This window comes from Streptomyces sp. NPDC003393, assembly GCF_053589015.1.
On record NZ_JBSFRB010000005.1, the window covers coordinates 35,984 to 52,832 of the forward strand.

17 protein-coding genes and 1 pseudogene are annotated in these 16,849 nt (G+C 71.8%); 9 read left to right on the forward strand and 9 right to left on the reverse strand.

Annotated elements, in window-relative coordinates; translation table 11 throughout:
• Positions 1-2 precede the first annotated feature (2 nt).
• The 4 genes from ACWDUZ_RS06875 to ACWDUZ_RS06890 form a co-directional block, all read right to left on the reverse strand.
• On the reverse strand, positions 3-1,082 hold the full coding sequence (locus ACWDUZ_RS06875) for a PhoH family protein (protein WP_451630738.1): 1,080 nt from the start codon (positions 1,080-1,082) through the stop codon (positions 3-5).
• Positions 1,083-1,198: 116 nt separating this feature from the next.
• A complete protein-coding gene (locus ACWDUZ_RS06880; RefSeq protein WP_451630739.1) occupies positions 1,199-2,572 on the reverse strand; it encodes a GH1 family beta-glucosidase in 1,374 nt (457 codons plus the stop codon).
• A gap of 85 nt (positions 2,573-2,657) precedes the next feature.
• Positions 2,658-2,924, reverse strand: coding sequence for a protealysin inhibitor emfourin (locus tag ACWDUZ_RS06885; protein ID WP_451630740.1), 267 nt, complete (start codon positions 2,922-2,924; stop codon positions 2,658-2,660).
• 21 nt (positions 2,925-2,945) lie between these two features.
• Positions 2,946-4,016 carry a M4 family metallopeptidase gene (locus ACWDUZ_RS06890; RefSeq protein WP_451630741.1) on the reverse strand — a complete coding sequence of 357 codons (1,071 nt, stop codon included), beginning with the start codon at positions 4,014-4,016 and terminating at the stop codon, positions 2,946-2,948.
• A gap of 382 nt (positions 4,017-4,398) precedes the next feature.
• On the opposite strand from ACWDUZ_RS06890, the gene leuA reads away from it, so the two are divergent.
• The 6 genes from leuA (at position 4,399) to ACWDUZ_RS06920 (ending at position 11,835) form a co-directional block, all read left to right on the forward strand.
• The gene (gene leuA, locus ACWDUZ_RS06895; protein WP_451630742.1) at positions 4,399-6,120 is read left to right on the forward strand and encodes a 2-isopropylmalate synthase; all 1,722 of its coding nucleotides are present in this window, start codon (positions 4,399-4,401) and stop codon (positions 6,118-6,120) included.
• A 194-nt stretch (positions 6,121-6,314) separates the two neighbouring features.
• Positions 6,315-7,013 carry a TerB family tellurite resistance protein gene (locus tag ACWDUZ_RS06900; protein ID WP_451630743.1) on the forward strand — a complete coding sequence of 233 codons (699 nt, stop codon included), beginning with the start codon at positions 6,315-6,317 and terminating at the stop codon, positions 7,011-7,013.
• A gap of 310 nt (positions 7,014-7,323) precedes the next feature.
• A complete protein-coding gene (locus ACWDUZ_RS06905) occupies positions 7,324-9,399 on the forward strand; it encodes an MMPL family transporter (protein WP_451630744.1) in 2,076 nt (691 codons plus the stop codon).
• Between the two features lie 47 nt (positions 9,400-9,446).
• A complete protein-coding gene (locus tag ACWDUZ_RS06910) occupies positions 9,447-10,667 on the forward strand; it encodes a sensor histidine kinase (protein ID WP_451630745.1) in 1,221 nt (406 codons plus the stop codon).
• Complete coding sequence (locus ACWDUZ_RS06915; RefSeq protein ID WP_451630746.1) at positions 10,664-11,329, forward strand: response regulator; 666 nt, start codon at positions 10,664-10,666, stop codon at positions 11,327-11,329. The genes ACWDUZ_RS06910 and ACWDUZ_RS06915 overlap by 4 nt, the downstream gene beginning before the upstream one ends.
• A 44-nt stretch (positions 11,330-11,373) precedes the next feature.
• Positions 11,374-11,835, forward strand: coding sequence for a protein-tyrosine phosphatase family protein (locus ACWDUZ_RS06920; protein WP_451630747.1), 462 nt, complete (start codon positions 11,374-11,376; stop codon positions 11,833-11,835).
• Here ACWDUZ_RS06920 and ACWDUZ_RS06925 read toward each other — a convergent pair.
• Entirely contained in the window at positions 11,832-12,116 is a 285-nt protein-coding gene (locus ACWDUZ_RS06925; protein WP_451630748.1) for a DUF397 domain-containing protein, read from the reverse strand. The genes ACWDUZ_RS06920 and ACWDUZ_RS06925 overlap by 4 nt on opposite strands.
• A pseudogene (locus ACWDUZ_RS06930) lies at positions 12,101-12,580 on the reverse strand (Scr1 family TA system antitoxin-like transcriptional regulator); the annotation flags it as partial. The gene ACWDUZ_RS06925 and the pseudogene ACWDUZ_RS06930, both read right to left, overlap by 16 nt.
• Before the next feature lie 42 nt (positions 12,581-12,622).
• On the opposite strand from ACWDUZ_RS06930, the gene ACWDUZ_RS06935 reads away from it, so the two are divergent.
• The 3 genes from ACWDUZ_RS06935 to ACWDUZ_RS06945 all read left to right on the forward strand — a co-directional run bounded on the left by ACWDUZ_RS06935 (position 12,623) and on the right by ACWDUZ_RS06945 (position 14,566).
• On the forward strand, positions 12,623-12,811 hold the full coding sequence (locus ACWDUZ_RS06935; protein WP_451630749.1) for a hypothetical protein: 189 nt from the start codon (positions 12,623-12,625) through the stop codon (positions 12,809-12,811).
• A gap of 101 nt (positions 12,812-12,912) precedes the next feature.
• Positions 12,913-13,659: a DNA repair protein RecO gene (gene recO / locus ACWDUZ_RS06940; RefSeq protein ID WP_451630750.1), complete on the forward strand. Its 747-nt coding sequence runs from the start codon at positions 12,913-12,915 to the stop codon at positions 13,657-13,659.
• 40 nt (positions 13,660-13,699) lie between these two features.
• Entirely contained in the window at positions 13,700-14,566 is an 867-nt protein-coding gene (locus tag ACWDUZ_RS06945) for an isoprenyl transferase (protein ID WP_451630751.1), read from the forward strand.
• 88 nt (positions 14,567-14,654) lie between these two features.
• Here the strand turns inward: ACWDUZ_RS06945 and ACWDUZ_RS06950 are convergent, their stop codons facing one another.
• From ACWDUZ_RS06950 to ACWDUZ_RS06960, 3 genes are all read right to left on the reverse strand, one after another.
• Complete coding sequence (locus ACWDUZ_RS06950; RefSeq protein ID WP_451630752.1) at positions 14,655-15,074, reverse strand: Fur family transcriptional regulator; 420 nt, start codon at positions 15,072-15,074, stop codon at positions 14,655-14,657.
• Between the two features lie 72 nt (positions 15,075-15,146).
• Positions 15,147-16,049: a metal ABC transporter permease gene (locus tag ACWDUZ_RS06955; protein ID WP_451630753.1), complete on the reverse strand. Its 903-nt coding sequence runs from the start codon at positions 16,047-16,049 to the stop codon at positions 15,147-15,149.
• Complete coding sequence (locus ACWDUZ_RS06960) at positions 16,049-16,840, reverse strand: metal ABC transporter ATP-binding protein (protein WP_451630754.1); 792 nt, start codon at positions 16,838-16,840, stop codon at positions 16,049-16,051. The genes ACWDUZ_RS06955 and ACWDUZ_RS06960 overlap by 1 nt, the downstream gene beginning before the upstream one ends.
• Positions 16,841-16,849: the final 9 nt, after the last annotated feature.

Here is a 16,849-nt window from a genome sequence, read left to right on the forward strand (position 1 = left end):
GTCTACTTCCCCTTGTGTCCGTGTCCCGGTCTGCCGTGCCCGGCGGGCCTCGGCGTGCCGTTCTCGGTGCCGTACCTGCTGTCGTACTTCTCGTACGCGTCGACGATACGGCCCACCAGCTTGTGCCGTACGACGTCGTGCGAGGACAGCCGGGAGAAGTGGACGTCCTCGACGCCCTCCAGGATCTCCTGCACCTGCCGCAGACCGCTCTTGGTGCCGTTCGGCAGGTCCACCTGCGTCACGTCGCCCGTGATCACGATCTTCGAGTCGAAGCCGAGGCGGGTGAGGAACATCTTCATCTGTTCCGGCGAGGTGTTCTGTGCCTCGTCGAGGATGATGAAGGCGTCGTTGAGCGTCCGGCCGCGCATGTAGGCCAGCGGTGCGACCTCGATCGTCCCCGCCGCCATCAGCCGCGGGATGGAGTCCGGGTCGATCATGTCGTGCAGCGCGTCGTACAGCGGGCGCAGATAGGGGTCGATCTTCTCGTAGAGCGTGCCCGGGAGGAAGCCGAGCCGCTCGCCGGCCTCGACCGCGGGACGGGTCAGGATGATGCGGTTGACCTGCTTGGACTGCAGGGCCTGCACCGCCTTCGCCATGGCCAGATAGGTCTTTCCGGTACCGGCGGGGCCGATGCCGAAGACGACCGTGTGCTGGTCGATCGCGTCGACGTAGCGCTTCTGGTTGAGCGTCTTGGGGCGGATCGTGCGGCCGCGCGAGGACAGGATGTTCTGTGTCAGCACCTGGGCCGGGGTCTCCTGGCCCTCGCTCTCCCCGTTCTCGCTCGCCTTGAGCATGGCGATCGAGCGTTCCACTGCGTCCTCCGTCATCGGCTGTCCGGTGCGGAGCACCAGCATCATCTCGTCGAACACGCGCTGGATCAGGGCGACGTCCGCCGAGTCGCCGACCGCGCTGATCTCATTGCCCCGGACATGGATGTCGGCCCCCGGGAAGGCCTTCTCGATCACGCGCAGAAGGGAGTCGCCGGAACCCAGCACGGTCACCATGGGGTGCTGGGCGGGGACGGTGAACTGTGCTCTCGCCTGCCCCTGCGCGGGGGTCTTGGCTGCGGGTGTCTGAGTCATGGGCCGGCGCTGTAGGCCTGCGGTTCCTCCTCGTCACGGCCGCGTAGCTGAGGGCGGCCTCGCGCTTCCCAGGGTACGACGGGGGAGTGACAACGCCGTAGGACTTTTCGTGGACCTCACAGGTGATCCGCCGAGGGCCTGGCCGGCCGTACCTGGGCCCGCAGCACCCGCTGGAACCAGCGGTACGACGCCTTCGGTGTCCGCGTGAGCGCCGCGGGGTTCTCGAAGTCCACGTGCACCAGCCCGAAGCGGCGGGCGTAGCCCTCCGCCCACTCGAAGTTGTCCAGCAGCGACCACACGAAGTACCCGCGCACGTCGACGCCCGCCTCCACCGCGCGGTGCAGGGCACGGACGTGGCCGTCGAGGTAGGCGATGCGGTCCTGGTCGTCGACGCCCTCGTAGGAGCAGCCGTTCTCGGTGATCACGACGGGCGGGAGCCGGTCGCCGTAGCGGTCGCGGAAGCCGGTCAGCAGTTCCGTCAGCGCCTCGGGGACCACCGGCCAGCCGAAGTCCGTGACCGGGCGGTCCTCGATCGCCCGCAGTGAGAAGGGCAGCTCCGCCGGTATGGTCACCCCGCCGAACTCCGTCCCGGCACCCTGCGGCGCGCCAGCCCGGGCCGGGGCGTAGTAGTTGATCCCGTACCAGTCCAGCGGCTCGGCGATGATCTTCAGGTCCGCCTCGACGTCGCCGGGCAACAGTTCGCCGATGCCCTCCGGGTAGCGGCCCAGCAGGACCGGCTCGGCGAACATCCGATTGAGCAGGACGTCGTAGAAGTCGGCCGCCTCGACGTCCGCCGCCTCCCGCGACGCGGGCCACGTCGGGGCGTGGGAGTTGGCGATGCCGATGTCCGCCGCGCCTGCCGCGCGCAGCGCCCGCACCGCCAGGCCGTGGGCGAGGAGCTGGTGGTGGGCGACCGGCAGGGCGTCGAACAGCAGCCGCTTCCCCGGCGCGTGCACGCCCAGGGCGTGGCCCAGCAGGGTGTGCTCGGCGGGTTCGTTGAGCGTGATCCACTTCGTGACGCGGTCGCCCAGGCGGGTGGCCACCAGCGACACGTACTCCGCGAAACGGGACGCCGTGTCCCGCTCCAGCCAGTCCAGACGGGCCGGGAGGTCCCAGTGGAAGAGGGTGGGGACCGGCCGGACGCCGGCCGCGCACAGCTCGTCGGCCAGCCGGTCGTAGAAGTCGAGGCCGCCGGGGGAGTTCACCCGGGGCCAGGAGATCGAGAAGCGGTAGGCGTCCACGCCGAGATCCGCCAGCAGCGCCACGTCCTCGCGGTGGCGGTGGTAGTGGTCGCAGGCCACCGCCGCCGTCGTGCCGTCCCTGACCCGTCCCGGTTCGGCCGTGAACACGTCCCAGACGGACGGTTCCCGCTCGCCGGCCGCGCCCTCGATCTGGTGGGCCGAGGTGGACACGCCCCACAGGAAGCCGTCCGGGAACCGGGGGATCGGTGCCGTCGCCGTGCCCGCGTCAGTCGCCATGCGACGGATCATCCGTACCCGCGGTAACAGAAGTCAACGCCCCTGCGGCACACCGGATTCGGGCGTCCCGCCGGACGCGCGCGCCCGCCCATACCGGTCACGCGCCTTCCTTCAGCACCCGGGTGATCAGCTTCCGCTCCGCGTCGGTGAGCCGGGGGTCGGCGGCGTACACCGTCCTGCCGTCCACCGTGATCTGGTAGCAGAAGCCGTCCGGCACCGCCACCGGCGGTGTGCCCCGGCCTGCGGCCAGCGCCTGCTCGGCCAGGGCATGCCACTCGTGGGCGTCGGCACGCCCCGCGGTGTCCACCTCGGCGAACCGTTCGATGCCCGCGAACCCGCCCGTGCGCCTCACCTGAATCCGCATGGGTTCGTGTCTAGTACGAAATCACAGGGTCCGCACCCCGACCTGTTCCCAGGCCTTCTGCACCGCCTGCAGCTCGTCGCCGGATCCGTACCGCTCGCGGGCGGCCTTCACGGTGAGCGTGGCGAAGTCCGCGAAGAGCGCGTCGTCCTTGAGCTCGCCGCGGCTCAGCACGTCGTACCAGATCTGTCCCGCCCGTTCCCAGGCGTGGCCGCCGAGCGCGGTGGCGGTCAGGTAGAAGGCGTGGTTGGGGATGCCGGAGTTGATGTGCACGCCGCCGTTGTCGCTGCTGGTGCGGACGTAGTGCTCCATGGTGGCCGGCTGCGGGTCCTTGCCGAGCACGTCGTCGTCGTAGGCCGTGCCGGGCGCCTTCATGGAGCGCAGCGCGGTGCCCGTGACGTCCGGGGCGAGCAGGCCGGCGCCGATCAGCCAGTCGGCCTCGGCGGCGGTCTGGCCGAGCGTGTACTGCTTGATCAGCGAGCCGAAGACGTCGGACACCGACTCGTTGAGCGCCCCGGACTGGCCGAAGTACTCCAGATTGGCGGTGTGCTGGGTGACGCCGTGGGTCAGCTCGTGGCCGATGACGTCGACCGGGATGGTGAAGTCGAGGAAGATCTCGCCGTCGCCGTCGCCGAACACCATCTGCTCGCCGTTCCAGAAGGCGTTGTTGTACTTCTCGTCGTAGTGCACGGTCGCGTCCAGGGGCAGGCCCGCGCCGTCGATGGAGTCGCGGGCGTACGCCGTCAGATACAGCTCGAAGGTGGCGCCGAGACCTGAGTACGCGCGGTTGACGGTGGCGTCGGTACCCGGTTCCTGGCCCTCGCCGCGGACCTTGCGGCCGGGCAGGTCGGTGCCGTGATGGGCGTCGTAGATGGTGCGGTGCGGCTCCTCGGCCCGCTTGCCGGCGGGCGCGGCGACGGCGGGCGCGCCGACGACGGTGGTCAGCCGGCGGCGGGTGCGCTCCAGGGCGTCGCGCTCCAGGCTGCGGCGCGCCGGTCCGGAGAGCGCGGGATCCTCGTGGCGCGCGAGGCGGTCGAGGATGTGCGGCGGCACGATGGTGCAGAAGACGGGCTCGAGGCCCCCGTTGGTCGTCATGCCTCGCACCATTGCACTGTGTTATCCCGCTGTCACCACCCGCAACCATGATTGGTGAAATATCGGGGCAAGGGGGCTGCGGTGTCGTCACGTAGTGGTAGGGAGTGTCGCGCACGGTGACGCCGTGATCGTCCCTTGGTGAGATGGCGCACTTTTTGTCCCTTTTCTCCCTTCGGTTTCGCATACTGGAACGCGCCCGCACGGTCGGTGCGGCTCGGCTAGGCTGCGGAGCATCATGCTTTTCGGGCTGCTTCTCCTTAGCTGCCGCGGCGAGGGCCTGTAGTCGTAGGCCGACCCCCTCCCCGCGGAGTCTGGCGTTGCGCCGTCGGCCGCCCTTTCCGGCACCGCACCGACCGCGGACCAACCGAGGAGCCCACGCAACATGGCCAACCGCCAGCAGCCCAGTCCCATGCCGATCCGCAAGTACGGCCGCTACGAGCAGGTCGACATCCCCGACCGCACCTGGCCGAACCAGCGGATCACCAGTGCCCCCCGCTGGCTCTCCACCGACCTGCGCGACGGCAACCAGGCCCTGATCGACCCGATGTCGCCCGCCCGTAAGCGCGCGATGTTCGACCTGCTGGTCAAGCTGGGCTACAAGGAGATCGAGGTCGGCTTCCCGGCCTCCGGGCAGACCGACTACGACTTCGTGCGCTCCATCGTCGAGGAGGAGGGCGCGATCCCGGACGACGTCACGATCTCCGTGCTGACCCAGGCCCGCGAGGACCTGATCGAGCGGACCGTGGAGTCCCTCAAGGGCGCCAAGCGGGCCAACGTCCACCTGTACAACGCCACCGCCCCGGTCTTCCGCCGGGTCGTCTTCCGCGGCTCCAAGGACGACATCAAGCAGATCGCCGTCGACGGCACCCGTCTGGCGATGGAGTACGCGGAGAAGCTGCTGGGCCCGGAGACGGAGTTCGGCTACCAGTACTCGCCGGAGATCTTCACCGACACCGAGCTGGACTTCGCCCTGGAGGTCTGCGAGGCGGTCATGGACGTCTGGCAGCCCGGCCCGGACCGCGAGATCATCCTCAACCTGCCCGCCACCGTGGAGCGTTCGACCCCGTCCACGCACGCGGACCGCTTCGAGTGGATGCACCGCAACCTGTCGCGGCGCGAGTACGTCTGCCTGTCCGCCCACCCGCACAACGACCGCGGCACGGCCGTGGCGGCGGCCGAGCTGGCGGTCATGGCCGGCGCCGACCGCGTCGAGGGCTGCCTGTTCGGCCAGGGCGAGCGCACCGGCAACGTCGACCTGGTCACCCTGGGCATGAACCTGTTCTCCCAGGGCGTCGACCCGCAGATCGACTTCTCCGACATCGACGAGATCCGTCGTACGTGGGAGTACTGCAACCAGATGGAGGTCCACCCGCGCCACCCGTACGTGGGCGACCTGGTCTACACGTCCTTCTCCGGCTCCCACCAGGACGCCATCAAGAAGGGCTTCGACGCCATGGAGGCCGACGCCGAGGCCAAGGGCGTCACCGTCGACGACATCGAGTGGGCGGTGCCCTACCTGCCCATCGACCCCAAGGACGTCGGCCGCTCCTACGAGGCCGTCATCCGGGTCAACTCCCAGTCCGGCAAGGGCGGTGTCTCCTACGTCCTGAAGAACGACCACAAGCTGGACCTGCCGCGCCGGATGCAGATCGAGTTCTCGAAGATCATCCAGGCGAAGACCGACGCCGAGGGCGGCGAGATCACGCCGAAGGAGATCTGGGCGGTCTTCCAGGACGAGTACCTGCCGAACCCGGAGAACCCCTGGGGCCGCATCCAGGTCAGGACGGGACAGTCGACGACGGACACCGACGGCGTGGACACCCTCACCGTCGAGGCGACGGTCGACGGCCGGGACACCGTCCTGACCGGCTCCGGCAACGGTCCGATCTCGGCCTTCTTCGACGCCCTCCAGTCCATCGGCGTCGACGTACGCCTGCTGGACTACCAGGAGCACACGATGAGCGAGGGCGCCTCCGCGCAGGCCGCCTCCTACATCGAATGCGCCATCGACGACAAGGTCCTGTGGGGCATCGGCATCGATGCGAACACGACACGTGCGTCGCTGAAGGCGGTCGTCTCGGCCGTCAACCGCGCCACGCGCTGACCCCGCCGACCGGCGCTGACCGGTGATTTCCCGGGGCCCCGACCGTCTTTTGAGGCGATCGGGGCCCTTTCTTTCACGGTCGTTTACCGGCCAGGTCACGAACAGGTCTCTTCCGGGGTACTGACTCAGCCTCACGGATGTGGCTAACATCACGCCCACGTGGCGATGTTGCCGCGTGGTTACGGAGGTGCGACGTGCTGCCAGTACGGGGTCGAAACGGCCGTGCCGCCGGGCTTGCCCGGGTGCTGGGCACCCGCATCTCGTGGACTCCCGTCGGCGACGGCGAGTTCTTCTGCCCCGGCTGCGGCGGGGACCGCAACTACCAGCGCCTGAGCGGGCGGCGGCGCTTCACCGTCCTCGGGGTGCCCCTGCTGCCGCGCGGAGCGACCGGGCCGGTCGTGGAGTGCGCGGCGTGCGGCGGGCACTTCGGCACCGACACCCTGGACCACCCGACCACCTCCCGCTTCTCCGCGATGCTCCGCGACGCCGTGCACACCGTCGCCCTCGCGGTGCTCTCCGCCGGCGGCGCCTCCTCCCGTACGGCCCTGGAGACCGCCGCGGTCGCCGTGCGCGCGGCCGGTTTCGCCGAGTGCACCGAGGAGCAGCTGGCCGCCCTGGTCGAGGCGCTGGCCGCGGACACCGGCCGGGTGTACGAGGGCGAGCCGAGTGTGGCGGGCCTGGCCATAGAGCTCCACGAGGCCCTGGACCCGCTGGCCCCGCACCTCGCCGCCGCCGGCCGCGAGTCGATCCTCCTCCAGGCCGCCCGCATCGCCCTGGCCGACGGCCCCTACACGCCCGCCGAACGCGACACCCTCGCCACCGTCGGCGCGGCCCTGACGATCTGCGCGGACGATGTGACCCGACTGCTCGCGGCGGCGCGCACGCCGTCCTGACACCCACCGCGGCGCGCCCCGCGTCACCTCCCGGGTCGTTGCGTGCGGCACCTCTTGCGGCGTTCCGCGCGCCACCTTTGCCGGTCGTTCGCCGCGCCACCTCGCGGGTCGTTCGCCGCGCCACGTCCCGGGCGGTTCCCCGCGGCACCTGCCGGGCTGCTCCCCGTGTTACTCCCCGGGGAGTAGTCCGCCCGCAGGACCACCCCGCGCAGTACGCCCGAACTCGCCCTCCGGCGGGACGGAACCCGCCCCCCGTGCTGGGAGTCTGGAACCGCATCCAGACAGCCGCGCCGGAGGGAGGGCCCGTTCCATGGGGGCCGCAGAAACGAAACGTACGCGACAACGGGCCGTCCCCTGGCTGCTGCTCGCGCTGTGGGTCGGCGTGCTCGCGGTCGTCGCGCCGTTCGCGTCGAAACTGGGCGACGTGCAGCACGACCGGGTCACCGACTACCTGCCCGCGAGCGCCGACTCCACCCAGGTCGCGAAGATCCAGGACCGGCTGCCGGGTGGCCAGACGACCGAACTGGTCCTCGTCTACCACCGCGACTCCGGCCTGACCGCCGCGGACCGGGCGACGGCGGCACGGCAGGTCGCGGCCATCGGCCGGCAGCACGCCCTGACGGGGACACCGCAGCCCGTCCCGTCCAAGGACGGCACGACCGTGATGTACCCGGTCACCAGCAACGAGCCCGGCACCGACGAGAAGAAGCGCGACGCCCTCGTCGACGACGTCCGCGGCGTCGCCCACGACCAGGACGGAATGAGCGTCCAGGTCGGCGGCCCGAGCGCCATGGCCACCGACGCCGCCGGCGTCTACCAGTCCCTCGGCGGACCGCTGCTCTACACCACCGTCGCCGTCGTCGCCGTCCTCCTGATCCTCATCTACCGCAGCCCGCTGCTGTGGCTGGTCCCGCTGGTCGTGGCCGGGATCGGCGACTTCCTGTCCACGGGCGTGGCCTACGGTCTCCACCAGGCCTTCGGCACCACCGTCTCCGGACAGAGCACCGGCATCATGACCGTCCTCGTCTTCGGCGCCGGCACCGACTACGCCCTGCTGATCGTCTCCCGCTACCGCGAGGAACTACGGCGCCACGAACGGCCGTACGACGCCATGAGCGCCGCCCTGCGCGGCTGCGGCCCGGCCGTGCTCGCCTCCTCCGGCACGGTCGCCGCGGGCCTGCTGTGCCTGCTCGCCGCCGACCTCAACTCCAGCCGCGGCATGGGCCCGTTGGGCACGGTCGGCGTGCTGTGCGCGCTGGTCGCGATGCTCACGCTGCTGCCCGCACTGCTCGTCCTGCTGGGCCGCCGGGTGTTCTGGCCGCTCGTGCCCGCCTACGGCAGCATCCCCAAGGCGCGCCGTTCGCTGTTCGCGGCGATGGGCAGTTCCGCCGGACGCCGCCCCCTGACCGTCCTCGCCTCCGGCGCCGTCCTGCTCGGCGCCCTCGCCCTCGGCGCCCTCAACCTGCCCGGCACGATCAAGCAGCAGGACGCGTTCGTCGACAAGCCGGAGTCGGTCGCCGCCCTGGAGACCCTCGCCAAGGCCTACCCCGAGCGGTCCGCCCAGCCCATCGACGTCATCACCCCCGCCGATCGGGCCGACGCCACCCTGGCCACCGTCCGTGCCGCGCACGGCGTCGCGAACGCCCGGACGGGCCGCACCGGCGACGGCTGGACCGAGATCTCCGTGATCGCCACCGCCCCGCCCCAGTCCGCGGCCGAGACCGCCACCATCGAGGACCTGCGCCACCGGCTGCCCGGCTCCTACGTCGGCGGGCCCAGCGCCCAGCAGATCGACCTGAAGGACACCAACGCCCGCGACCGGCTCGTCGTCATCCCCATCGTCCTCGTCTCCGTCCTGCTGATCCTGATCGCCCTGCTGCGCTCCCTGGTCGCGCCGCTGATCCTGGTGGCCGCCGTCATCGCGGTCTGGGGCGCCGCGCTCGGCATCGGCGGACTGGTGTTCGGCCCGCTGTTCGGCTTCGCGGGCACGGATCCCGGACTCGGGCTGCTGTCCTTCGTGTTCCTCGTCGCCCTCGGCGTCGACTACGGCATCTTCCTCATGCACCGCATGCGGGAGGAGTCCCTCAAGGGCACGGAGCCGTCCGCCGCCGCGCTGACCGCGCTGCGGACCACGGGCGGGGTCATCGCGTCCGCCGGGCTCGTCCTCGCCGCCACCTTCGCCGTGCTGACGAACATGGGGCTCGTCCAGCTCGTCGAACTCGGCTTCGTCATCGCCGTCGGTGTGCTGCTGGACACCTTCCTCGTCCGCACCTACCTGGTGACCAGCGCGAGCGTGGCACTGGGCCGGAAGGTCTGGTGGCCGGGCCCGCTGTCGCGAACCCCCGAACCGGCGCCGCCGCCCGAGCGCCAGCCGGAGCCGGTGTGAGCCGCCGGGCGCCCCTCCCTCCCGGAGGGGCGCCCCCCTGTCGGAGGATGAACCCCGTGCAACCAACCATGACAGCGGAGCGGCCCCGCGTGGGCGAACGGATCATGGCGGCGATCAACCGCGACCCCCGGACCGCGCCGCACGGCATCCGCAACGACGCGCTGCTCGCCGCGGCACTCGCCCTGGTGGCCACGTGCCTGGCACTGTTCGGCGACGCCGGCCGGCGGCCGGACGCGTTCGGCTGGGCGCTGCTCCTGACCGCCCACGTGCCACTGGTGTGGCGGCGGCGCAGGCCGCTGCTGGTGCTGGCGGCGATGGTGGCGCTGATCATGCCGTACCACGCCCTGGACAACAACCACTTCGCGCCCACCCCGGCCGCGTACGTGGCCCTCTACACGATCGCGGTCACCAGCCGCCCGCTGCGCACGATCCTGACCGGCGTCATCGTCGTCACCGTCGCCACGAGCGTGATGCTCACCGTCAACACCCACCAGGCCGTGGAACTCCTGCGGGTCTCCGGCTGGATCATCGCCGTGCTCTTCTTCGGCGTCGACGTCCGCTACTACCGGCAGTACGTCGCCTCCATCGTCGAACGCGCCGAACGCGCCGAACGCACCCGCGAGGAGGAGGCCCGCCGCCGCGTCGCCGAGGAACGCCTGCGCATCGCCCGCGACCTGCACGACCTGCTCGCCCACAGCATCACCCTCATCGGCGTCCAGACCTCCGTGGCCGCGCACGTCCTGGCCGCCGACCCCCAGCGCCTGGACCGCGCCGCCGTCGCCGAGGCCCTCGACGACATCGCGGAGACCTGCCGGACGGCGCGCGGTGAACTGCGCACCACGCTGGAGGTGCTGCGGGAGGGCGCCGCCGAGGGGCGCGGCCCGCTGCCCGCGCTGCACGGCGTCGCCGACCTGGCGCAGACCGCACGGCTGGCCGGGGCGAAGGTGGAGCTGTCCGTGCGTGCCGCCGACGTCCCGCCCGCCGTCGGGGCCGCCGCCTACCGCATAGTGCAGGAGGCGCTCACGAACGCCGTACGGCACGCCGGGCCCGAACCGTCCGTCGGTGTCGACCTGCACACCGAGGACGGGGCACTGCGCCTCTCCGTGACCGACGACGGCGCGGGGACCGCGCCCGGCGCCGGCGCCGGCTTCGGGCTCGTCGGCATGCGGGAGCGGGCCCGCAGCGTGGGCGGGACGCTGGACGCGGGCCCCCGGTCCGGCGGGGGCTTCGAGGTCACGGCCGTACTGCCTTTGGAGGGGGGCCGGTGAGCGCCGTCCGAGTCCTGCTGGCGGACGACCAGACGCTGGTCAGGGCAGCTTTCGCCATGCTCGTCGAGTCGGCCGGCGACATGGAGGTCGTCGGTCAGGCCGGCACCGGGCGCGAGGCCGTCGCGCTGGCCCGCAGCTCCCGCGCCGACCTCGTGGTGATGGACATCCGCATGCCCGACCTGGACGGCATCGAGGCCACCCGGCTCATCGCCGCCGACGAGGACCTGGCCGGGGTGAAGGTGCTCGTCCTCACCACCTACGACACCGACGAGAACATCGTGGAGGCGCTGCGCGCCGGCGCCTCCGGCTTCCTGGTCAAGGACACCCGCCCGGCCGACCTCCTGGACGCGATCCGCACGGTCGCCGCGGGGGACGCCCTGCTCTCACCCGGCCCCACCTCCCGCCTGATAGCCCGCTTCCTGCGCAGTCCCGCCGCCCCCGTCACGGGCGGCCCCGACTGCCTCTCCGACCGCGAGCGCGAGGTCCTCACCCTGGTCGCGCGGGGCCTGAACAACACCGAGATCGGCGAGGCGCTCGGCGTCAGCCCGCTCACCGCGAAGACCCACGTCAGCCGGATCATGGGCAAGCTGGGCGCGCGGGACCGGGCGCAACTGGTCATCGTTGCCTACGAGTCGGGGCTGGTCTCTCCGGGCGGCATGTGAGGGATCCGGTTGCGGACCGCCCGGGCCCGGGTTCGAATGGCCGGATGACGAACGGGGAAGCGCGGTGGGAGGAAGGACAGCCGGGGGTACTGCGGCTGCCGTCGGGACGGCTGGTACGGGGCCGCGGCCTGCGTCTCCCCCGCGACCCCGGCGCGCCGAACCCGACGTACGGCGTCTACCTCCTGGGCAAGCGGCCGCCCGAGTTCCCCTGGGAGTCCCGCTGGCTGCGCTGGCCGGACTTCCGCCTCCCGGCCGACCGCACGGCGGCCCGCGCGCTGCTCGCCGAGGTCTGGCGACGGACGGCCACCGAACGCGTCGAACTGGCCTGCGGCGGCGGCCGGGGCCGCACGGGCACGGCACTGGCCTGTCTGGCGGTCCTGGACGGCGTCCCGCCGGGGGAGGCGGTGGCCTATGTGCGCGAGCACTACGACCGGCACGCGGTGGAGACGCCGTGGCAGAAGCGGTACGTACGGCACTTCGCGCCGCCGGCGACGATCACCCCCTAGAGGCGGTCCGCCCCCACGGCGCCCACGAACGCGGCCCAGGCCCCGGCCCGCACCACCAGCACGGCCCCGTCCGGCACCTTGCTGTCCCGGACGGGGACGACACCGGGGACTCCGTCGGCGACCTCGACGCAGGCCTCGCCGCCGTCGCCGCCGCTGTACGTGCTCTTCCGCCAGCGGGCGGCGCCGGGGAAGTCGTACGCGACCTCGACGCAGCTGCCGCCCTCGCCATTGCTGTAACTGCTCTTCTGCCAGCGGGCTTTGGCCAGGTCGTACTCGCACATCGTCTGAAGTCCTCCGCCGCCGATTCGACCAGGGTCAGAGACGCCTCCGGCGACAGCGTGGCGACCCTGAGCAGATCGTATGTGCGCCGCGCCCGCTTCACCACGGCCGGTTCGTCGACGAGCGTTCCCGAAAACGACGTCTCTGTACAGGCGACCGGTGGCGCGTCCTCGAACTCCATGAGTTGCAGCATCCCGCCCATGGCCGCGTGCGCCCCGCCTGCATACGGCAGTACCGTCACCACCGCCGTGCGCTTCCTCACCAGCCCTGCGACGTGGTCCAGTTGGGCCGCCACGGCAGCCCGGCCGCCCACTGGGATGCGCAGCACGGTGACCCAGTACTCGGGCCGTGCGGCGTCGTCCAGGATCAGTGACCGCTCTAGGCGGGCGGCCACGATCTCGGCGACGTAGGCGTCGGTCTTGAAGGGGTTGGCGGCGATCGTGACCGCGACCCGGCTCGCCGCGGTGCTGCGGTGAGCGCCGTGCGGCCGGCGGTCGGCTCGTATGCGATGGACACCGTCACGGGCAGGGTCGGCGTCGTCATGGGGCACGAGGGACCGTACGTGCAGCTGCGCCCGCTCGGCGGGGGCAGGGAGTGGGACTGCCCGCCGGATCGGGTGCGGGCCGCGACCCCGGCCGAACGGCTCGACACCGCCACCGCGCACGCCAACGCCCGCAGCCGGGGTGAGGTGCCGTGACCGCCCCCGGGCGGCGCCTCGCCGGCCGTCGGTCCCCGGCAGTGAGCCGCGCCTCCCGGGGAGTGGGCCCCGGCGCCCGGCGCATGGGCGAGAATGGGGGCATGAGTCTGTTCCGCGACGACGGCATCGTGCTGCGCACCCAGAAGCTGGGCGAGGCGGACCGGATCATCACACTGCTCACGCGGGGGCACGGGCGGGTGCGGGCCGTGGCTCGCGGGGTACGGCGCACGAAGTCGAAGTTCGGGGCGCGGCTGGAGCCGTTCTCGCATGTCGACGTGCAGTTCTTCGCGCGGGGCAGCGAACTGGTCGGGCGCGGGCTGCCGCTGTGCACACAGAGTGAGACGATCGCTCCGTACGGTGGCGGGATCGTCACCGACTACGCCCGGTACACCGCCGGGACGGCCATGCTGGAGACCGCCGAGCGGTTCACCGACCACGAGGGCGAGCCGGCGGTGCAGCAGTACCTGCTGCTCGTGGGCGGCCTGCGGACCCTCGCGCGCGGGGAGCACGCCCCGCATCTGGTGCTCGACGCGTTCCTGCTGCGCTCGCTCGCCGTCAACGGCTACGCACCCAGTTTCGGCGACTGCGCCCGGTGCGGGATGCCCGGCCCCAACCGGTTCTTCTCGGTGGCCTCCGGCGGCTCGGTCTGCGCCGACTGCCGGGTCCCCGGCAGCGTCGTACCGTCGCCGCAGACCCTGGTGCTGCTGGGCGCGCTGCTTACGGGAGACTGGGAGACCGCGGACGCGTGCGAGGCGCGCCACGTCCGTGAGGGCAGCGGACTGGTGTCCGCCTACCTGCACTGGCATCTGGAGCGCGGGCTGCGCTCCCTGCGGTACGTAGAGAAGTAAGCGGACAAGTACGCACGGCACGTCAGGAGAGAGAAGCAACATGGTGGTACGCGGGATTCTGGGGCGCCAGCGGCGCGAGTACCGGGCGCCGGAACAGCACCCGTCCGGTGCGCGTGCGCCCAAGCTCCCCGGCGAGCTGGTGCCGAACCACGTGGCCATCGTCATGGACGGCAACGGGCGGTGGGCCAAGGAGCGTGGCCTGCCCCGGACCGAAGGGCACAAGGTGGGTGCCGAGCGGGTGCTCGACGTCCTCCAGGGCTCGATCGAGATCGGCGTCCGCAACATCTCCCTCTACGCCTTCTCCACCGAGAACTGGAAGCGTTCGCCGGAAGAGGTCCGCTTCCTGATGAACTTCAACCGCGACTTCATCCGCAAGACCCGCGACCAGCTCGACGAGCTCGGCGTACGGGTGCGGTGGGTGGGCCGCATGCCCAGGCTGTGGAAGTCGGTCGCGAAGGAGCTGCAGGTCGCGCAGGAGCAGACCAAGGGGAACGACCTGCTCACGCTGTACTTCTGCATGAACTACGGCGGGCGCGCCGAGATCGCCGACGCGGCGAAGGCGATGGCGGAGGACGTGAGGGCGGGGCGCCTCGACCCGGCGAAGGTGTCCGAGAAGACGATCCAGAAGTATCTGTACTACCCGGACATGCCGGATGTGGACCTGTTCCTGCGGCCCAGCGGCGAGCAGCGCACCTCCAACTACCTGCTCTGGCAGAGCGCGTACGCCGAGATGGTCTTCCAGGACGTGCTGTGGCCGGACTTCGACCGGCGCGACCTGTGGCGGGCGTGCGTCGAGTTCGCCTCCCGGGACCGGCGGTTCGGCGGCGCGATCCCGAACGAGGAGCTGCTCGCGATGGAGGGCGACGAAAGCGGCCTGTCCGGGGGTGCCTCCTCTCAGGGAGATTGAGGACGAGCCGTTCAGGCCCAAGCCGGGGGGCTCGGGGCGGCAGCCCCCAGGGCCGGTCAGTTCAGCTCACTCGCACACAGGCCCCGGCTCAACCGCTGGAGGCTTTCGCGCAGTCCGCGCAGGTGCCGAAGATCTCCACCGTGTGGGCCACGTTGACGTAGCCGTGCTCCGCCGCGATCGACTCCGCCCACTTCTCCACCGCCGGGCCCTCGACCTCGACGGCCTTGCCGCAGACGCGGCAGACCAGGTGGTGGTGGTGTTCGCCGGTGGAGCAGCGGCGGTAGACGGACTCGCCGTCGGAGGTGCGCAGGACGTCGACCTCGCCGGCGTCGGCGAGGGACTGGAGGGTGCGGTAGACCGTGGTCAGGCCGACCGAGTCGCCCTTGTGCTTGAGCATGTCGTGGAGTTCCTGCGCGCTGCGGAACTCGTCGACCTCGTCCAGGGCCGCCGCCACGGCTGCCCGCTGCCGGGTCGCGCGGCCCTTGACGGGCGGTCCAGCGGTCGTCACCGGTTGCCTCCTTCTGCTGGCGCGCACACGTGCGTCTGCCCGGGCCATTGTGCCAGTCCGGGCACCGCGGGGTCAGACGCCGACCTCGTCCCCGGCACCCCGGCCGGCCGGGATCGCGCACTCCGCCGGGTCCCCGGCGGGCCGCGCCGCGGCCAGCGCCCGGGCGCGGCGCCGGGCCAGCGGCGTGGCGAGCGCGGTGAGGGCGATGAACGCGGCGATGGTCAGCAACACGATCGTCGCACCGGGCGGCACGTCCTGGTAGTACGACGTGACCGTGCCGCCGATCGTGACGCTCACCCCGATGGCGACGGCGATCGCGAACGTCGCCGCGAAGCTGCGGCTGAGCTGCTGGGCCGCCGCGACCGGGACGACCATCAGCGCCGAGACCAGCAGCAGGCCGACCACCCGCATCGCGACCGTCACCGTCACCGCCGCCGTGACCGCCGTCAGCAGGTTCAGGGCGCGCACCGGCAGTCCGGTCACCCGGGCGAACTCCTCGTCCTGGCTGACCGCGAACAGCTGGCGGCGCAGCCCCAGGGTGACCAGCACGACGAAGGCCGCCAGCAGGCAGATCGCCACGACGTCCGACTGCGAGACCGTCGAGAGGGAGCCGAAGAGATACGACGTGAGGTTGGCGTTGGAGCCACCCGGGGCGAGGTTGATGAACATGACACCGCCCGCCATGCCGCCGTAGAAGAGCATGGCGAGGGCGATGTCGCCCCGGGTGCGGCCGTACCAGCGGATCAGCTCCATCAGGACGGCGCCCAGTACGGACACCAGTGTCGCCATCCACACCGGCGACGTGGACAGCAGGAAGCCCAGGCCGACGCCCGTCATCGCGACGTGGCCGATGCCGTCGCCCATCAGGGCCTGGCGGCGCTGGACGAGGTAGATGCCGACGGCCGGCGCGGTGATGCCGACCAGGACGGCGGCCAGCAGCGCCCGTTGCATGAAGGCGTAGTTCAACAGGTCCATCAGCTCAGCAGTCCCGTGCGGATCGGATCGGCGCCCATGGCGCCGTGCGGGTGTACATGGTCGTGGCCGGGCAGGGCATGCTGGCCGACCGCCTTCGGCGGTGGGCCGTCGTGCAGGACGCAGCCGTCGCGCAGGACCACCGCCCGGTCGATGAGCGGCTCCAGCGGGCCGAGTTCGTGCAGCACCAGCAGGGCCGTCGTGCCCCGGGCGGTCTGCTCGCGAAGCGTGTGGGCCAGCACCTCCTGGCTGGCCAGGTCCACGCCCGCCATCGGCTCGTCCATGATCAGCAGCTCGGGGTCGGCGGCGAGCGCGCGGGCGATCAGCACCCGCTGGTGCTGGCCGCCGGACAGGGCGTTCACCGAGTCCTTGGCCCGGTCCGCCATGCCGACCCGCTCGAGGGCCCGCCGCACGGCCGCCTGGTCGGCCCGGCGGAAGACGCCGAAGCGGGTGCGGGAGAGCCGGCCGGACGACACGATCTCGGTGACCGTCGCGGGGACCCCGCCGGCGGTCGTGGTGCGCTGCGGCACGTAGCCGACGCGCGCCCAGTCGCGGAACGAGCGGTGCGGGGTGCCGAACAGTTCGATGATGCCGCCGCTGACCGGCACCTGGCCGATGAGGCTGCGCACGGCGGTGGACTTGCCGGAGCCGTTCGCGCCGAGCAGGGCGACGACCTCGCCGCGGCGCACGGTCAGGTCGATGCCCCGCAGGACGGGGCGCGAGCCGAGTTCGGCGGTCACCCGGCGCATCGCTATGACGGGCTCGGCGCCGGCACCGCTCGTGACATCCCGCATGACGTGGTC

Excerpts from the sequence above, each read along its gene's own strand:
- ACWDUZ_RS06875 (WP_451630738.1), bottom strand. The coding sequence starts at position 1,082 with ATGACTCAGACACCCGCAGCCAAGACCCCCGCGCAGGGGCAGGCGAGA.
- ACWDUZ_RS06880 (WP_451630739.1), bottom strand. The coding sequence starts at position 2,572 with ATGATCCGTCGCATGGCGACTGACGCGGGCACGGCGACGGCACCGATC.
- ACWDUZ_RS06885 (WP_451630740.1), bottom strand. The coding sequence starts at position 2,924 with ATGCGGATTCAGGTGAGGCGCACGGGCGGGTTCGCGGGCATCGAACGG.
- ACWDUZ_RS06890 (WP_451630741.1), bottom strand. The coding sequence starts at position 4,016 with ATGACGACCAACGGGGGCCTCGAGCCCGTCTTCTGCACCATCGTGCCG.
- leuA (WP_451630742.1), top strand. The coding sequence starts at position 4,399 with ATGGCCAACCGCCAGCAGCCCAGTCCCATGCCGATCCGCAAGTACGGC.
- ACWDUZ_RS06905 (WP_451630744.1), top strand. The coding sequence starts at position 7,324 with ATGGGGGCCGCAGAAACGAAACGTACGCGACAACGGGCCGTCCCCTGG.
- ACWDUZ_RS06910 (WP_451630745.1), top strand. The coding sequence starts at position 9,447 with ATGAACCCCGTGCAACCAACCATGACAGCGGAGCGGCCCCGCGTGGGC.
- ACWDUZ_RS06920 (WP_451630747.1), top strand. The coding sequence starts at position 11,374 with ATGACGAACGGGGAAGCGCGGTGGGAGGAAGGACAGCCGGGGGTACTG.
- ACWDUZ_RS06925 (WP_451630748.1), bottom strand. The coding sequence starts at position 12,116 with ATGTGCGAGTACGACCTGGCCAAAGCCCGCTGGCAGAAGAGCAGTTAC.
- ACWDUZ_RS06935 (WP_451630749.1), top strand. The coding sequence starts at position 12,623 with ATGGACACCGTCACGGGCAGGGTCGGCGTCGTCATGGGGCACGAGGGA.
- recO (WP_451630750.1), top strand. The coding sequence starts at position 12,913 with ATGAGTCTGTTCCGCGACGACGGCATCGTGCTGCGCACCCAGAAGCTG.
- ACWDUZ_RS06945 (WP_451630751.1), top strand. The coding sequence starts at position 13,700 with ATGGTGGTACGCGGGATTCTGGGGCGCCAGCGGCGCGAGTACCGGGCG.
- ACWDUZ_RS06955 (WP_451630753.1), bottom strand. The coding sequence starts at position 16,049 with ATGGACCTGTTGAACTACGCCTTCATGCAACGGGCGCTGCTGGCCGCC.
- ACWDUZ_RS06960 (WP_451630754.1), bottom strand. The coding sequence starts at position 16,840 with ATGCGGGATGTCACGAGCGGTGCCGGCGCCGAGCCCGTCATAGCGATG.